Annotated in this window: 15 protein-coding genes; 9 read left to right on the forward strand and 6 right to left on the reverse strand. The window is 69.6% G+C overall.

The annotated features are described in order from the left end of the window. Positions 1–91: 91 nt before the first annotated feature. Entirely contained in the window at positions 92–1,231 is a 1,140-nt protein-coding gene (locus FS845_RS24535) for an AraC family transcriptional regulator (protein ID WP_144640585.1), read from the forward strand. 15 nt (positions 1,232–1,246) lie between these two features. On the opposite strand, the gene FS845_RS24540 is transcribed toward FS845_RS24535, so the two are convergent. Both FS845_RS24540 and FS845_RS24545 read right to left on the reverse strand, forming a co-directional pair. Continuing rightward, positions 1,247–1,867: a flavin reductase family protein gene (locus FS845_RS24540; protein ID WP_144640588.1), complete on the reverse strand. Its 621-nt coding sequence runs from the start codon at positions 1,865–1,867 to the stop codon at positions 1,247–1,249. 209 nt (positions 1,868–2,076) lie between these two features. Beyond that, positions 2,077–2,313 (reverse strand): hypothetical protein, encoded by a 237-nt coding sequence (locus FS845_RS24545; protein ID WP_260986438.1) that lies wholly within the window; start codon positions 2,311–2,313, stop codon positions 2,077–2,079. 191 nt (positions 2,314–2,504) lie between these two features. On the opposite strand from FS845_RS24545, the gene FS845_RS24550 reads away from it, so the two are divergent. The 3 genes from FS845_RS24550 to FS845_RS24560 all read left to right on the forward strand — a co-directional run bounded on the left by FS845_RS24550 (position 2,505) and on the right by FS845_RS24560 (position 5,809). After that, entirely contained in the window at positions 2,505–3,482 is a 978-nt protein-coding gene (locus FS845_RS24550) for an NUDIX hydrolase (RefSeq protein ID WP_186332411.1), read from the forward strand. Positions 3,483–3,697: 215 nt separating this feature from the next. Next, entirely contained in the window at positions 3,698–4,576 is an 879-nt protein-coding gene (gene nadC, locus FS845_RS24555) for a carboxylating nicotinate-nucleotide diphosphorylase (protein WP_144640594.1), read from the forward strand. A gap of 81 nt (positions 4,577–4,657) precedes the next feature. Next, complete coding sequence (locus FS845_RS24560) at positions 4,658–5,809, forward strand: tripartite tricarboxylate transporter substrate binding protein (protein ID WP_144640597.1); 1,152 nt, start codon at positions 4,658–4,660, stop codon at positions 5,807–5,809. Between the two features lie 51 nt (positions 5,810–5,860). Here FS845_RS24560 and FS845_RS24565 read toward each other — a convergent pair whose 3' ends face one another. Further along, positions 5,861–6,634, reverse strand: coding sequence for a tellurite resistance TerB family protein (locus FS845_RS24565; RefSeq protein ID WP_144640600.1), 774 nt, complete (start codon positions 6,632–6,634; stop codon positions 5,861–5,863). 148 nt (positions 6,635–6,782) lie between these two features. On the opposite strand from FS845_RS24565, the gene FS845_RS24570 reads away from it, so the two are divergent. Next, positions 6,783–7,178, forward strand: a complete 396-nt coding sequence (locus FS845_RS24570) for an OsmC family protein (RefSeq protein ID WP_144640603.1) — start codon at positions 6,783–6,785, stop codon at positions 7,176–7,178. Positions 7,179–7,304: 126 nt separating this feature from the next. On the opposite strand, the gene fabI is transcribed toward FS845_RS24570, so the two are convergent. The 3 genes from fabI to gloB all read right to left on the reverse strand — a co-directional run bounded on the left by fabI (position 7,305) and on the right by gloB (position 10,521). After that, a complete protein-coding gene (fabI, locus tag FS845_RS24575) occupies positions 7,305–8,087 on the reverse strand; it encodes an enoyl-ACP reductase FabI (protein ID WP_144640606.1) in 783 nt (260 codons plus the stop codon). A gap of 168 nt (positions 8,088–8,255) precedes the next feature. Next, positions 8,256–9,695 (reverse strand): LysM peptidoglycan-binding domain-containing protein, encoded by a 1,440-nt coding sequence (locus tag FS845_RS24580; protein ID WP_144640609.1) that lies wholly within the window; start codon positions 9,693–9,695, stop codon positions 8,256–8,258. A gap of 4 nt (positions 9,696–9,699) precedes the next feature. Beyond that, positions 9,700–10,521: a hydroxyacylglutathione hydrolase gene (gene gloB, locus FS845_RS24585; protein WP_409929335.1), complete on the reverse strand. Its 822-nt coding sequence runs from the start codon at positions 10,519–10,521 to the stop codon at positions 9,700–9,702. 20 nt (positions 10,522–10,541) lie between these two features. On the opposite strand from gloB, the gene FS845_RS24590 reads away from it, so the two are divergent. The 4 genes from FS845_RS24590 to FS845_RS24605 all read left to right on the forward strand — a co-directional run bounded on the left by FS845_RS24590 (position 10,542) and on the right by FS845_RS24605 (position 16,234). Then, positions 10,542–11,312, forward strand: a complete 771-nt coding sequence (locus tag FS845_RS24590; protein WP_144640612.1) for a class I SAM-dependent methyltransferase — start codon at positions 10,542–10,544, stop codon at positions 11,310–11,312. Positions 11,313–11,387: 75 nt separating this feature from the next. Then, positions 11,388–11,849 (forward strand): ribonuclease HI, encoded by a 462-nt coding sequence (gene rnhA, locus FS845_RS24595; protein ID WP_144640615.1) that lies wholly within the window; start codon positions 11,388–11,390, stop codon positions 11,847–11,849. A gap of 187 nt (positions 11,850–12,036) precedes the next feature. Next, entirely contained in the window at positions 12,037–13,134 is a 1,098-nt protein-coding gene (locus tag FS845_RS24600) for an efflux RND transporter periplasmic adaptor subunit (protein WP_144640618.1), read from the forward strand. 16 nt (positions 13,135–13,150) lie between these two features. Further along, on the forward strand, positions 13,151–16,234 hold the full coding sequence (locus tag FS845_RS24605) for an efflux RND transporter permease subunit (protein WP_144640620.1): 3,084 nt from the start codon (positions 13,151–13,153) through the stop codon (positions 16,232–16,234). The last annotated feature ends 15 nt before the right edge of the window (positions 16,235–16,249 follow it).

The following is a 16,249-nucleotide window of genomic DNA, read 5'->3' on the forward strand; positions in this document are numbered from 1 at the left end:
GAATACCGGCACTTCGCCGGCCAGACGAGCGCTTTTGTGCAAGGAACGGCTGCGACAGGCCAGAGAATGCCGGCACAGATCGGAGAGAGCTATGCGCAGTAAGCAAGGGGACGCGCGTGGTCGCGGTTACGGCACGATGGGCGTGCCGGACGCGGGGGCGCCTGCCGACGTCATGCCCGTCACGCTGCGCCAAGTCCTGTCCGAGGCGATGCGGCACGGCGTCGCGCCCGAGGCGCTGTGCGACGGGCTGGGATTCGTCCCGCAGGACCTGGACGCCGAGGATTTCCTGGTGTCCGAGCCGCAATGCGCGGCCTTCATCCGCCGGGCCATGCGCCTGCTGCAACGTCCTACGCTGGGCCTCGAACTAGGCGTGCGGGTCAACCTGGTGTCATGGGGGCCGGTGGGGCTGGGCTTCATGGCCAGCGGCTCGTCGCGCGAACTGCTGGAATTCGCCATCACCTTCCAGCGCGCGGCGGGGCGCCTGCCCAGGCTGAGCGGCGAGACCCTGAAGAACAGCTATTGCCTGGGCGCCCGCGCGCAGAACCATGGCCGCGACGTGGCGACGTTCCTGGTCGACGAGACCTTCGCCGCCCTGGGCCAGATCTGCCGCCAGGTCGTCGGGTCGCACTTCAACCCGCGGCAGATCGACCTGGTCATGGATCGTCCGCCGTACGGCGCTGTCTACGAGGAAGTGTTCCGCTGCTCGGTGCGCTTCGGACAGGCGGAGAACCGCATGTATTTTCCGCTGGAGCCCTATGCCATCCGCTCCGCGGATGCGCGCGTGCTGCGGCAGGTGGTGAAGTGGCTGGCGCCGCGCGACGAGCCGGCGCGCGAGGCGGGCAGCGCGCTCGAGGCGACGGTGACGCAGGCCATACGCCGCAACCTGGCCGATCCGCCGCCGCTGCGGGACGTGGCGGCGCTGCTGCATACCAGCGAACGCACGCTGCGCCGCCGGCTGACGCAGGCGGGGCGCAGCTATGCCGAACTGCTGGCGGAAGAGCGCAGGGGGCGTGCGCTGTCCCTCATCTCGCACACCTTGCGTCCCATGCGCGAGATCGCGCTGGAGTGCGGGTTCACCGACGTGCGCACACTGCAGCGCGCGGTCAAGCGCTGGACGGGACTGTCGCCCACCGCGCTGCGGCGCGAACGGCACGATGCCGCGGCGTGCTGCGCCGCCGCGCGCCCGCGGACGGGCGGCGGGCAGGGGCTGAACGAGGCGTGCGTCGGTTGACGGGGGCGGCGGGCCTCAGCCGGGCCGGCGCATCTTGAACAGCGAGTCGGGCGAGATGGTGAAGTAATCGGCCGGACCGCCGCCGCGCATGATGGGGCGCGCCGCGGCCGTGTCGAAGATGCCGTCCTTCAGCAATTCCTGGCGGATGTGCACGCCGACCACTTCGCCCAGCACCAGCCAGCTGTCGGCCTTGACGCCCGCCGCGTCCTGCAGCTGGATCACCTGCGAGGTGCGGCATTCGAACGAGACCGGGCTTTCGGCCACGTGCGGCACGGACACCACACGCGAGGCGCGCGGCGTCAGGCCGGACAGGGCGAACTCGTCCACCTCGGGCGGCACGGCGGCGCTGGTGGCATTCATGGCCTCGGCCAGGTCGAACGACACCAGGTTCCAGCAGAACTCGCCCGTGGCTTCGGCATTGCGCACGCTGTCCTTGTAGGCCGTGCACGAGAAACCGATGATGGGCGGCGTGTAGTTGAACGCGTTGAAGAAGCTGAACGGCGCCAGGTTCAGCACGCCGTCGCCGGCCCGCGACGAGATCCAGCCGATCGGACGCGGCGCGACGATGGCGTTCAAGGGGTTGTGGGGCAGGCCGTGACCCTGGGCGGGTTCGTAGAAATAGATATCGTCGGACATGGCGTCGGGCGCGCGAATGGAAACAGGCATTGTGCGTGAAAACGCCCGGCCAGTGCGCGAGATGTCCATCCTGCGCGCATACCGCCGCCATGCACCCTTCGTTTGATGTGGCGGGATGCCTGCGTGGTCCAGCCGGTGCCGCGGCGCGGACCCATCCGTTCGCCTGCTGCGTGGCGCGTCCGCCGGCCGGTCGACGCGCCCGTCGTGGCTCAGCCCGTCTGCCCGGGCGGTTTCATGCCGGAAGTGTCCAGCATGTCGTCTTCGCCCGCGGGCACGCCGGGCTCTCCGGGTTCGGTCAGCGTGCGGCCGTCGCGCGGCATGCCGGCCACTCGGCGGCCGACCTGGGGCATGGGCATCTTGCCGGTGCCCTCGCGCGAGGGCTCGGCGGTACTGCGGTCGGGGCCCGGCACGTGGGGCGGAACGGGTTGCTTGGTGTCGTTGCTCATGGGCACTCCGTCTGGGATGCGGCAAGGCCGCGTTCGTGGTCGGGTATTGCTCGTACCATGCTAAAGGGCAGGGCGGCGTCCTGCAGTCTCGAAGCGTGTCGTTTGCAAAAGGCTGTTGCGCGGGTCGCGCACCTATAATCGTGGCGGGCCGCGGCCGCGCCGGCCTTTCCTTTGTATTCGCGCCTATTCCCTTGACCGATTCCGTTCCTCGCTCCGTCGCCGCCGAACTGGTTGCCGTGTTGGTCGCGGTCACCCAGGGCGAGCCCCGGGTGCTGACCATCGAGTCCGCGAGCGCGCTGCCGGCCGGCCCCTTCGAGGTCGAGCACCGTTCGCTGCAATCCGGCTTGCGCGCCTGGGTCGAGACGCAGACGCACCAGCCCGTGGGCTACATGGAACAACTCTACACCTTCGCCGACCGCGACCGGTCGGACGAGGGCGGCGCGCGCGTGATCTCGGTGTGCTATCTGGGCCTGACCCGCGAATCCGGCGCGCCGGGCGGCTGGCAGCCCTGGTATCGCTACTTCCCGTGGGAAGACTGGCGCGAGGGGCGGCCGGAAATGATCGACGCATCGATCCTGCCCCGCCTGCGCCACTGGGCCCGCCAGGGCGCCGACGGTGCCGTGCGCGAGCTGCGCGGCCAGCGCGTGGACATGACCTTCGGCCGCGACGGCGACGCATGGAACGAGGACATGGTGCTGCAACGCTACGAACTGCTGTTCGAGGCGGGGCTGGTGCCCGAGGCCGACCGTCATGGCGACAAGGGCGATGGCCACGATGACGGCGCCGGCAGCGGCAACCGCCGCAAGCTCCATGGCTGCGCCGCGGGCGCCTTGCCGGGCCAGCCGATGCGGCACGACCATCGCCGCATCCTGGCCACCGGCATCGCGCGGCTGCGCGCCAAGATCAAATACCGGCCAGTGGTTTTCGAACTGATGCCGGCCGAATTCACCTTGTTGCAATTGCAGGTGGCGGTCGAGGCGTTGGCCGGCCGCGGCCTGCACAAGCAGAATTTCCGCCGCCTGATCGAGCAGCAATCGCTGGTCGAGGAAACCGGCGCCATGGCGGCCAGCGCCGCGGGCCGCCCGGCCAAGCTGTTCCGCTTTCGCGGCGACGTGCTCCTGGAGCGCGCCATCTCGGGCAGCAAGCTGCCGTTGGCGCGGCAGGCCTGACCTCCACTGTCGACGCGCGGTAGCGCACGCCTCGCGGGCAATCCCGTCCCGCAATTGGGCTGCCCAGGGTAGTCGAGCGACGATGTGGCGCGTGGCAGCCGATGGCCTCGGATTGCCGCCCTTTGCTGCGCTGCAGCTTGACGCCATATTATGCTCAGAATTAGCATAAATTCATCCGCGCCATGCGCTTTTTATTTACCGATGAAATACTCCAAATGAGCACAATTGATCGCCTTGCCGTCGACCTCCGCCCCATCGCGCCCCTGCCCGCTCTGATGCTCGAGCCGTTGGTGCGCGCGGCCCTGCAGGAAGACCTGGGCCGAGCGGGCGACATCACCACCGATGCCATCGTGCCGGCCGATGCCCGGGCGCAGGTCCATCTGCGGGCGCGCCAGTCCGGCGTGCTGGCCGGGCTGGACCTGGCCCGGCTGGCGTTCCAGCTGATGGATCCCTCGGTGGCATTCGAGTCCCGGCTCGTGGATGGCGCGCGCCTGGAGCCGGGCAGCGAGATCGCCGTCATCCGCGGCGCCGCGCGCGGATTGCTGACGGCGGAGCGCACGGCGCTGAATTTCCTGTGCCATCTCAGCGGCGTGGCCTCGGCCACGGCCTCCATCGTGGATGCGATCCGCGATACGCATTGCCGCGTCACGTGCACGCGCAAGACCATGCCGGGACTCCGCGCCCTCCAGAAGTACGCGGTGCGTGTCGGCGGCGGCAGCAATCACCGATTCGGCCTGGACGACGCCGTGCTCATCAAGGACAACCACATCGCCGTCGCGGGCGGCATCGTGCCCGCCGTCCAGCGGGCACGCGCGGCCATCGGCCACCTGGTCAAGATCGAACTGGAAGTGGACACCCTGGCCCAGTTGGACGAGGCGCTGGCGCTGGGCGTGGACGTGGTGCTGCTGGACAACATGGACCCCGACACGCTGCGCGAGGCGGTATGCCGCGTGGACGGCCGCGCCATCACCGAGGCTTCGGGCCGCATCACCCCGGAGTCCGCGCCGCAGGTGGCCGCCACCGGCGTGGACCTGATGGCCATCGGCTGGCTGACGCACAGCGCACGCGTGCTGGACATCGGGCTGGATGCGTAGCATGGCCGGCTTGAACGACGCTGCGGCTTTTCGCGGGACCTTGGCGCGGCCCGCACGGCACCGCGCGAAGGGCGTGCGCGCATGAGCTCCTATCGCACATTGCGCCGTTTGGCGGCGACCGTCGCCCTGTCCGCATGCGCCTGGGCAGCCGCCGTCCACGTGGCCCCGACGTCGTCGCTGCCCGACGCGGTCCATGCCGACCCGTCACCGGCATTGCCGGCTGCCACGTTCTCGTCCGCTGCCGCCCGGGCGGACTCGTCATCGTCCGCGCCCCACGCCGGCCAGGCGGAACCCTCGTCATCCCCGCTGCGCGCCGCCCACCCGAACCCGTCCTCATCCTGGCCCTCGCGTGCCATCACCATCGTCGTGACCTTTCCGCCCGGCGGCGGCACCGACCTGCTGGCGCGCAAGCTGGGCGCGGGCCTGCAGCGCGAACTGGGCCAGCCCGTGGTGGTGGAGAACCGCCCCGGCGCCAGCGGCAACATCGGCGCGCGTTTCGTGGCCCGGGCCGCGCCGGACGGCTACACGCTGCTGATGGTCAACAGTTCGTTCGCCATCAATCCGGCGGTCTATCGCGACCTGGACTTCTCGCCGCGCGACGACTTCACCGCGGTGGCCAACGTGGCGTTCGTGCCGTCCGTCCTGGCGGTGCCGGCCGCCTCGCCCCTGCACTCGCTGGCCGATGCCCTGGGGCACGCCATGTCCATCGACGCGCCGCTGCCCTATGCCTCGTGCGGCAACGGCACGCCGCAGCACCTGGCCGGCGAGATGCTGCACGAGGCCACGGGCGCGCGCCTGCAGCACGTGCCGTATCGCGGTTGCGGCCCGGCGCTGTCCGACCTGCTGTCGGGCCAGGTGCCCCTGGGCATCGTCACGGCTTCCAGCGCGACGCCGTACCTGCGTGCCGGCACGCTGCGCGCGCTGGCGGTGACCTCGGCGCGGCGCTCGCCGCTCCTGCCCGACGTGCCGACCGTGGCGCAGCAGGGCGCGCCCGGTTATGAACTGGATCAGTGGCATGGCCTGCTGGCGCCTGCCGGCACGCCCCAGGATGCGGTGCTGCGCCTGAACGGCGTGGTGGCCGACCTGCTGGCGCAGCCCGCCATGCGGCAGGAGCTGCTGCAGCTGGGCTACACCCCGGCCTCGGACACGCCGGAAGCCTTCCAGGCGCTGGTCCATGCGGACATCGACCGTTTCGGCCGGCTGGGACAGCGGATCGGCTTGAGGATGGACTGATCCTAGGCCGGCGCGGCAGTGCGCTGGGCCCTGCGCTGCCAGCACCTGGACTCAGGCTACCGCCTGCTCGGCCTGCGCCTGCGACAGCTGCGCCTCCAGTTGCTCCTTCAGGCTCGCGGGCAGCTTCAACTGGCGCGCCAGTTCATCCAGGTAGGCGCGCTCCATGTAGCTTTCCTCGTCGACCACCATCAGGCTGGCCAGGTACATCTCCGCGGCCATTTCCGGCGTGCGGGCGGCGCGGGCCACGGCGGCGGGATCCAGCGGGCGGGCCAGTTCGGCCTCCACCCAGGCGCGGTCGGACGCATCGCCCGACAGCTTGACCAGGGCGTCTTCCAGCATATGGCGCTCCTGGTCGCCGACGTGGCCGTCGGCCTTGGCCGCGCCGATCATGGCCACCAGCACCGCGTTGCTGTGCTGCTCGACCTGGTCGGGCAGCACGCGGTCCAGCGTCTGCGGTTCGGGCAGCGCCTGCTGCGGCTGGCCGGCGGGAGCGGCCGCCGTTTGCTTGCGCTGCCAGTCGCCATAGGCGCGATAGGCCAGCGCGCCCAGGGCGGCCAGGCCGCCGTACATGGCGACGTTGCCGCCGATCTTGCGGGCCTTCTTGCTGCTGAGCAGCAGGCCGAGGGCGCCGCCGCCCAATGCGCCGCCGCCGAAGCCGCCGAGGAAGCTGCCGGCGCCGCCGCTGCCTTGGGCCAGGCTGCCGAGCTTGCCGAGCAGGCCACCCGCGCCGCTGCCTTGCGAGGCGCCTTGCAGCTTCGAGGAAGCGTCCTGGACCAGGCCCTGGCCGGATTGCAGCAGATGATCGAGAAGTTGACGGGCGCTCAAGAGGACCTCCGGGAAAAAGCAGAAGAATCCGTTGGGACCGGCCGTCGCGGCGTAAGTTCAGCTTTTAGTCAGTTACAGGGTGCTGGAAGTGCTACAACGTGGGGCAGTGGCCATTCGGGGCCGCATCATTCCACTCCTGGAGTACCCGATGACGATACACATCCGATCCACCGGCGCCGCCGATGGCATGCGTTTTCTTGCCAACGCCGAAGGCCATGACCTGCCGTTGGGCATGCCCGCGCCCACGGGCGACGGTCCGGATCCGCACGATTATTTCGACACCGCGCTGGGCGGCTGCAAGGTGCTGACGCTGATGGTCTATGCCCAGCGCAAGCAATGGCCGCTGACCTCGGTGGAAGTGGACGTGGTGCGTGACGCCAGCGAAGAACGCAAGGGCGTGTACCGCCTGACGGTGCAATTGAAGCTGCTGGGGGATCTGACGGACGCGCAGCGCGCGGAACTGCTGTCGGTGGCGGACCGTTGCCCGATCCACAAGCTGATGACGACGACCGACGTGCAGATCGCGACGGTCCTGCAGGACTGACGGCCGGCGGGCCATGTCGCACCGGGTGCCGCGCAGCGGCGCCCAGCCGCGGCGAGTGCCCGCGCCCTGGCTTCCGCATCCGCGTCCGCCACGCAATGGCGGGCCCGCGGACGCGGCGGGAAAGCCTTATTCCATGCCCGGCACGACGGTCGAGAAGCCGCTGTCCACGTGCGTGATCTCGCCGGTGATGCCGGCGGCCAGGTCGGACAGCAGGAAGGCGGCCGTGTTGCCCACGTCCTCGATGGTGACGTTGCGGCGCAGCGGGGCATGCTGCTCGACGAACTTCAGGATCGACGAGAAGTCCTTGATGCCGCTGGCCGCCAGCGTCTTGATGGGGCCGGCCGAGATGCCGTTGGCGCGGATGCCGCGCGGGCCCAGCGTCGAGGCGAGGTAGCGCACCGAGGCTTCCAGCGCGGCCTTGGCCACGCCCATGGTGTTGTAGTTGGGCACCACGCGCTCGGCGCCCAGGTACGTCAGCGTCAGCAGCGCGCCCTTGCGGTTTTCCATCAGGGGCAGCGCGGCCTTGGCCAGCGCCGGGAAGCTGTAGGCCGAGATGTCGTGGGCGATGCGGAAGGCTTCGCGCGACAGGCCGTCCAGGAAGTCGCCGGCGATGGCCTCGCGCGGCGCGAAGCCGATGGAGTGCACCAGGCCGTCCAGGCCGTCCCAGCGGCTGGCCAGCTCGGTGAACGTGCCTTCGATCTGGGCGTCTTCCGCCACGTCGCACGGCAGCACGATGTCGCTGCCGAACTCGGCGGCGAATTCACTGACGCGGTCCTTGAAGCGGTCGCCGACGTAGGTGAAGGCCAGTTCGGCGCCTTGCTGGTGGCAGGCGCGCGCGATGCCGTAGGCGATGGAACGGTTGGAAAGCACCCCGGTGATGAGGATGCGCTTGCCGGCGAGAAAGCCCATGGTTCGTCCTTGTCTTGCCGCCGCGCGGATGCGCCGCGCGCGGTCGTAGTGTTGGTGTACGGCGATGCCGCTTACGGATGGGAAGGGCGTACGGCGGTATCGCGTACCGTTGCGCCCGTATTTTAAGGAGTTTGGCGCGTCCGCGTGGCGGACGCGCCAGGGACCGCATCAGCCGCGGGCGTCGGTGCCCGGGATGCGCAGTTGCGAACCGACCTTCAGGTTATTGCCCTTCAGGTTGTTCAGGGCGCGCAGCGTGTCGACGCTGGTGCCGTAGTTGCGGGCGATGGAGAACAGCGTGTCGCCCGAGCGCACCTTGTGCGTGCGCACGTTGGGTTGCGCGCCGCGCGCGCGGGTGCGCGGCGTGGCAATGGCGCCACCCGTGGCCGGGGCGCTGTCCAGCGCGCCGGCGGGGGCGGGCGACAGCGACGCCAGCTGGACGCCGCCATCGGCGCCCGGCACGGGCACCAGCAGGTTCTGGCCGGCCACCAGCTTGCCGCGGCGCGGCAGCTCGTTCACGGCGCGCAGGCGCGCCTCGCTGACGCCGACGCGCTTGGCCACCGTGGCCAGGGTCTCGTTGCGGCCCACCTGGTACACGGACCAGGCGCTCAGCTTGCCCTTGTACTTCTCGAGGTTGGCGTTGAAGAGGTCGACGCGGTCGGCCGGCAGCAGCAGGTTCGCGGCATGCTCGCCGCGGATGATGGGCCGGTTGAACGAGGGATTCAGCGCCTTGAATTCGTCCAGCGGCATCTCGGCCAGCTTGGCGGCCACTTCGAGGTCGATGTCGCGCTGCTTGCTGACGGTGGCGAAGTAGGGTGTGTTGCCGACCGGCGGCAGCACCACCGCGTACTTCTGCGGATTGGCGATGATGTTCTTGATCGCCTGCAGCTTGGGCACGTAGTTGCGCGTCTCGTCGGGCATGTCCAGCGACAGGTAGTCGGTGGGCCGGCCCGCGGCCTCGTTCTTGCCCATGGCGCGCTGCACCGAGCCCTCGCCCCAGTTGTACGAGGCCAGCGCCAGGTACCAGTCGCCCTGCATCTCGAACAGGTATTCCAGGTAGTCGAGCGCGGCGTTGGTGGAGGCGATGGGATCGCGGCGCTCGTCGCGCCACCAGTCCTGCTTCAGGTTGTAGTGCGTGCCGGTGGCGGGCACGAACTGCCACAGGCCGGAGGCCTGGGCGCGCGACAGGGCGGCGGGGTTGTAGGCGCTTTCGACGAAGGGCAGCAGCGCCAGCTCGGTGGGCAGGCCGCGGCGGTTGATCTCGTCGACGATGTAGTACAGGTACTTGCCGGCGCGCTGCGCCATGCGCTGGACCGCCTCGGGGTGCGAGGCGTAATAGTCGGTCCATTGCTGCGACAGGTCGGTGTTCAGGTTGGGAACCGCGAAACCGCGGCGGATGCGGTCCCAGGCGTCGCGCGGCGGGTGGGTCAGGTCGACCGTGCGCGAGGTGTCCTTGGCGAGATAGCGGTCCAGGCGCTGCGCCTGTTGCTTGGCGGCCACTGCGGCGGCGGCCTCGGAGGACACGGACTGTACCGGGCTGTTGGGGCTGGTGCCGGCGCATCCGGCCAGCATCGCAAGAAGCAGGGGGATAAGGAGTCGGGTTAGGCTCATCGGCTTATTTGAATTCGTTCTTCCATCGTCGCAAGGCAGCGAAGACTTCGACCGGCGACGATAACGGCTGGCCTGCCCACGCTGCTGCGGCCTGGGCGATTTCGGGATGGCGAGTACGCAGAAAAGGGTTTGTCTGCAATTCCTGACCGATGCTCGAAGGCAGGGTGGGCAGATCTTTTTCGCGCAACAGCTTCGCCCGCTGGGCAACCTGATGCAGGTCGGCGTTGCCGGGCTCGACTGCCAATGCCCATTTCAGGTTTGCAAGAGTGTACTCGTGCGCACAGCAAACCTGGGTAGCGGGCGGCAGGGCCGCCAATTTTGCCAGAGATTCGGCCATTTGCGCAGGCGTGCCCTCGAACAGCCTGCCGCAGCCGGCCATGAACAGGGTATCCCCGCAGAACAGCACGGGTGCGTCCCCGACTGTTCCGTGCAGGGCGATGTGGCCCGCGGTGTGGCCGGGCACGTCCAGCACGCGCAGGTCCAGCGCCAGCTCGGGCAGCGCGACCGAGTCGCCTTCGACCAGACGCACGTCGCAATGGGGCAGTTGCTCGGTGGCCGGGCCGTAGACCCGGACCCCCGTGGCCTGGCGCAATTCGAGCACGCCCCCCACGTGGTCGCCGTGGTGATGGGTGAGTAGAATGGCGCGCAGCGTGATGCCACGCTCGTGCAGCAGCCGCAGCACGGGTTCGGCCTGGCCGGGATCGACCACGGCGGCCTGGCCGTCGCGGATCACGGCCCAGATATAGTTGTCGGTGAAAGCAGGCAGGGGCAGCAGCGTGGCGCCGGGGGCGCGGCTGTCTGCGGAAGCAGGCGGGACGGGCATCATAGACAAGGACCCATGCGAAAGTGGCAGAACAGACCCCGCCGATTGTAGAACTGGCCGATTGGTTCCAGACCCCGCCCGGGCAATATGCCCTGGCCTGGGAGCAGGAACAGATCGACGCGCTGGTGGCCGACGTGTTCGGGTTCCAGGCCTGGCAGGTGGGCCTGGCCGAGCACGACCTGCTGCGCGCCAACCGCATGCCCTTCAAGGCCTACGTCGGCACCGAGATGCCCGAACCCGAGGCCGCGCGCCTGTGGCAGGGCTGCGTGGTGGCCGAGCCCGAGGCGCTGCCGTTCGAGTCGCAGACGGTTGACCTGCTGGTGCTGCCGCACGCCTTCGAATGCACGGAAGATCCGCACCTGGTGCTGCGCGAGGTCGAGCGCGTGCTGGTGCCCGAGGGGCGCGTGGTCATCTCGGGCTTCAACCCGTTCAGCCTGTGGGGCGCGCGCAATGCCATGCCCGGCATGGAGGCGTGGCTGCCCCGGCCGTTCTCGGCGCAGGTGGCGCTGCCGCGCCTGAAGGACTGGCTGAAGCTGATGTCCTTCGAGGTCGAGCCGGGCCGCTTCGGCTGCTACGCGCCGGCCTGCCGCACCGAGCGCTGGCTGCGCCGCTGGCGCTTCATGGACCGCCATGGCGCGCGCCTGTGGTCGCTGGGCGGGGCGGTGTACGTGGTGTCCGCCACCAAGCGCGTGGCCGGCATGCGGCTGATCGGGCCGGGCTGGAAGAAGAAGCTGCAGCGCGCCGCGCCCGCGCCGGTGGCGGTCAGCCGCCAGGCCGATTCGGCAGGGGGGTAGCGCGGCGGTCGGCGGCGCCAGCCTATTCATCATCAATGCGCCCGCGTGCCGCGGGCGTGCAACACGAAGGACAAGATGCAAGATACGGAAAGCGGCGGCCAGGTCGTCGAGATGTGGACCGACGGGGCCTGCAAGGGCAATCCCGGACCGGGCGGGTGGGGCGTGCTGATGCGCGCCGGCTCGCACGAGAAGACCATGCACGGCGGCGAGGCCAGCACCACCAACAACCGCATGGAACTGCTGGCCGTCATCGAGGGCCTGAATGCGCTGAAGCGTTCCTGCACCGTCGTCATCCATACCGACTCGCAATATGTGATGAAGGGCATGACCGAGTGGCTGGCCAACTGGAAGAAGCGCGGCTGGATGACCGCCGACAAGAAGCCCGTGAAGAACGCCGAGCTGTGGCAGGCGCTGGACGAACAGGTGCGGCGCCACACGGTGTCGTGGCGCTGGGTGCGCGGCCACGCGGGCGATCCGGGCAACGAGCGCGCCGACGCGCTGGCCAACCAGGGCGTGGACAGCCTGCGCAGGCGCTGAAGGGCGAAGGCGCCGGGCCGCCCCCCGGGGGGGCCTCGGGCGGATCGCATCGGGCTGGTTGCCACGGGAATACCCTAAGCCACCAGCCGGGCAGATCGCGCCTTTCGGCGGTTCCCGCGCGCAGGGGCCGGTGCTAAAGTGCGGGGCTCGCATTCCCCGTCCACGCCGTCGCGCCGCGACCTTGCTTATGAACAAAGTCTTCTTGGCCGCCACGCTGGCGGTCGGGCTGGCCGCGGGAGCGGCCCTGGGCCTGTACGTGCCCCGCCTGATGCAGGCCCGCGATGCCGCGCCGGCCGCGTCCGCCCCTCCCTCCGCGGGGCCCGCCGCCCAAGCCAAGCCGCAAGCCCCCGTCCGCGTCGAGGTCGTGCCGGTCGAGCAGGTGCCGTTCACGCGCGGCATCGCCGCCGTCGGCAGCCTGCGGTCCGACGAGTCCGTCGTGCTGCGCCCGGAAGTGGCGGGGCGGGTCCAGCACATCGAATTCCGCGAAGGCCAGGCCGTGCAGCGCGGCCAGGTGCTGGTGCGCCTGGACGACTCGGTGCCGCGCGCCGAACTGGCCCAGGCCCGCGCCAGCCTGTCGCTGGCCGAAAGCCGCCATCGCCGCGCCGTCGACCTGCATGGCCGCGGCTTCGTCAGCCTGCAGGCGCGCGACGACGCGGTCAGCGAACTGAAGGTGCAGCAGGCCGCTGCGCAGCTGGCGCAGGCCCGGCTGGACAAGATGACCATCCGCGCGCCGTTCTCCGGCATCGTGGGCCTGCGCGACGTGTCGGTCGGCGACTACGTCAGCGAAGGGCAGAACCTGGCGCCGCTGGAATCCATCGACCCGCTCAAGGTCGATTTCCGCGTGCCCGAGATGTACCTCAGCAAGGTCAACGTGGGCCAGCGCCTGACCATGCGGCTGGATGCGCTGCCGGGCAAGGACCGCCCCGGCGAGGTCTACGCCGTCAGTCCGCTGGTCGACGCGGGCGGCCGCTCCATCCTGCTGCGCGCCACCGTGCCCAACAACGACGCCAGCCTGCGGCCCGGCATGTTCGCGCGCGTGCAGCTCACCTTCGCCGAAGACCGCGCGCTGGTCGTGCCCGAGGCGGCGCTGTCGCCCTCCGGCCAAAGCCAGTACGTCTACCGCGTTCGCGAGGGCCGTGCCCAGCGGGTCGAGGTCACCATCGGCGAACGGCGCGAAGGCCGTGTCGAGATCCTGGGCGGCGTGGCCGCGGGCGACCAACTGGTGGTGGCCGGGTTGCAGCGCCTGACGGACGGCTCGCCGGTCTCCGTCGCCGGAAAGTCCTGATAAAGCGGAGCGGCGCATGGTCATTTCCGAGATCTGCATCAAGCGCCCGGTATTCGCCTCGGTGCTGTCCCTGATCGTGGTGCTGGTCGGCCTGATCTCGTACTCGCGGCTGACCGTGCGCGAATATCCGCGCATCGACGAGCCCATCGTGTCGGTGGACACCACCTACAAGGGCGCCTCGCCCGAGGTGATCGAATCCCAGGTCACCAAGCCGCTCGAAGACCAGCTGGCCGGCATCGAGGGCGTGGACGTGATGACCTCGCGCAGCCGCTCCGAGCGCAGCCTGATCAACATCAAGTTCCACCTGTCGCGCGATCCGGATTCCGCGGCGGCCGACGTGCGCGACAAGGTCTCGCGCGCGCGGCGCTTCCTGCCCGACGAGATCGACGAACCCATCATCGGCAAGGTCGAGGCCGACTCGCAGCCCATCATCTACATCGCGGTCGAGTCGGGCACGTACTCCAACGTGCAGGCCTCCGACTACATCAACCGCTACGTGAAGACGCGCCTGTCGGTGCTGCCGGGCGCGGCCGAGGTGCGCGTGTTCGGCGAGCGGCTGCCGTCCATGCGCATCTACGTCGACCGCGACAAGCTGGCGGCCTACGGCCTGGCGGTGCAGGACGTCGAGGCCGCGCTGCTGTCGCAGAACGTCGAGATCCCGGCGGGGCGCATCGAGTCCCGCACGCGCGAATTCACGGTGGTGTCGTCCACCGACCTGCAGACGCCGGCGCAGTTCGAGAACGTCATCGTGGCCAACGTGAAGGGCTACCCTGTGCGGCTGCGCGACGTGTCCAAGGTCGAGATCGGCGCGGCCGACGACCGGGTCATCTCGCGCTTCAACGGCAAGACCGCGCTGAACATCGGCATCACCCGGCAGTCCACCGCCAATCCGCTGGAGCTGTCGCAGGCCGCGCGCGTCGAGGTCGAGCAGCTCAACCAGAGCCTGCCGGCGGGCATGAAGCTCAACATCTCGTACGACACCTCGGTGTTCATCGAGGAGTCCATCAACTCCGTCTTCCACACCATCGGTGAGGCCGTGGTGCTGGTGGTGCTGGTCATCTTCTTCTTCCTGCGCAACCTGCGCGCCAGCATCATCCCCATCGTCACCATCCCGGTGTCGCTGGTGGGCGCGTGCGCGCTGATGTTCCTGTTCGGCTTCTCCGTCAACACGCTGACGCTGCTGGCGATGGTGCTGGCCATCGGCCTGGTGGTGGACGACGCCATCGTGGTGCTGGAGAACATCTATCGCCACATCGAGGACGGCATGCCGCGCCGGCAGGCCGCCATCCAGGGGGCGCGAGAGATCGGCTTCGCCGTGGTGGCGATGACGCTGACGCTGGTCACCGTGTATGCGCCGCTGGCCTTCGCCACCGGCCGCACCGGCAAGCTGTTCATCGAGTTCGCGCTGACGCTGGCGGGCTCGGTGCTGGTGTCCGGATTCGTTGCGCTCACGCTCACGCCCATGATGTGCTCGCAGCTGCTGCGCCACCAGGCCAGCCACGGGCGCATCTACAACCTGATCGAAGGCTGGCTCGAGGCCCTGGGCAACGGCTACCGGCGTGCGCTGCGCGGCGCGCTGCGCTGGCGCTGGGGCGTCATCGGCCTGGGCCTGCTGGTGGCCTGCGCCAGCGGCGTGCTGTTCAAGGTGGTCAAGAGCGAGCTGGCTCCCGTGGAGGACCGCGGCGTCATCCAGGGCGTGGTCACCGCGCCCGACGGCGCCACCGTGGGCTACACGCTGGCCAACATGCAGGACATCGAGACCTTCTACGCCGCCGTGCCCGAGGGCGCCGCCAGCCAGACCACGGTGGGCTTTCCCACGGTGATCGACGGCACGGCGATCCTGCGCTTGAAGCCCTGGAGCGAGCGCGAGCGCACCCAGCAGGAGATCGCGCGCGAGCTGCAGCCGAAGTTCGCCTCGCTGCCCGGCGTGCGCGCCTTCCCCAACAATCCGCCGTCGCTGGGACAGTCCTCGCGCTCCAAGCCGGTGGAATTCATCATCATGAGCCAGGCGCCGTATCCCGAGCTGGCCAAGCTGGCCGCGGCCATGCAGGAAGCGCTGCGCGGCTATCCCGGCCTGCTCAACCTGGACACCGACCTGCGCCTGAACACGCCCGAGCTGCGCGTGCAGGTCGACCGCGACAAGATGGCCGACATCGGCGCCGGCGTCGACGTGGTGGGCCGCACGCTCGAGTCCATGCTGGGCGGCCGGCAGGTCACGCGCTACAAGGACGAAGGCGAGCAGTACGACGTGATCGTGCAGGTCACGCCGCGCGACCGCGCCAATCCGGCCGACATCTCCGACATCTACGTGCGTGCGCGCGACGGCAGCATGGTGCGGCTGGACAACCTGCTGTCGGTGCGCGAGGGCGTGTCGCCGCAGTCGCTGAACCACTTCAATCGCATGCGCGCCGTCAAGCTGGACGCCGCCGTGGCGCCCGGCTACGCGCTGGGCGAGGTGCTGGACCACATGAACGCCGTGGCGCGCCAGGTGCTGCCCAATACGGTCGTCACCGACCTGGACGGCCAGTCGCGCGAGTACCGCGACTCCTCGGGCAGCATCTACCTGGTGTTCGTGATGGCGCTGGCCTTCATCTACCTGGTGCTGGCCGCGCAGTTCGAAAGCTGGCGCAATCCGTTCGTCATCATGCTGTCCGTGCCGCTGTCGATGACGGGCGCGCTGGCGGCGCTCTATCTCACGGGCGGCACGCTGTCCATCTACAGCCAGATCGGCCTCATCACGCTGGTGGGCCTGATCACCAAGCACGGCATTCTCATCGTCGAGTTCGCCAACCAGCTGCGCGACCAGGGCATGGAGCTGGTCGATGCCGTGGTCGAGGCCAGCGTGCTGCGGCTGCGCCCCATCCTGATGACCACGGGCGCGATGGTGCTGGGCACCGTGCCCCTGGCGCTGGCCACCGGCGCGGGCGCCGAGTCCCGCCAGCAGATCGGCTGGGTGCTGGTCGGCGGCCTGTCGCTGGGTACACTACTGACTTTGTTCGTCGTGCCGGTGGCGTATTCGCTGATCGCGTCGGCGCGCCCGCAGGCGCACGCCGCCACCGCGCCGCACGACGCCGGACACGCGCCGGCCGCTTCCGACTGAGGTCTTCAAGATTCC

It is taken from the genome of Bordetella genomosp. 13 (assembly GCF_007679965.1).
Taxonomy (GTDB): Bacteria; Pseudomonadota; Gammaproteobacteria; order Burkholderiales; family Burkholderiaceae_B; genus Bordetella.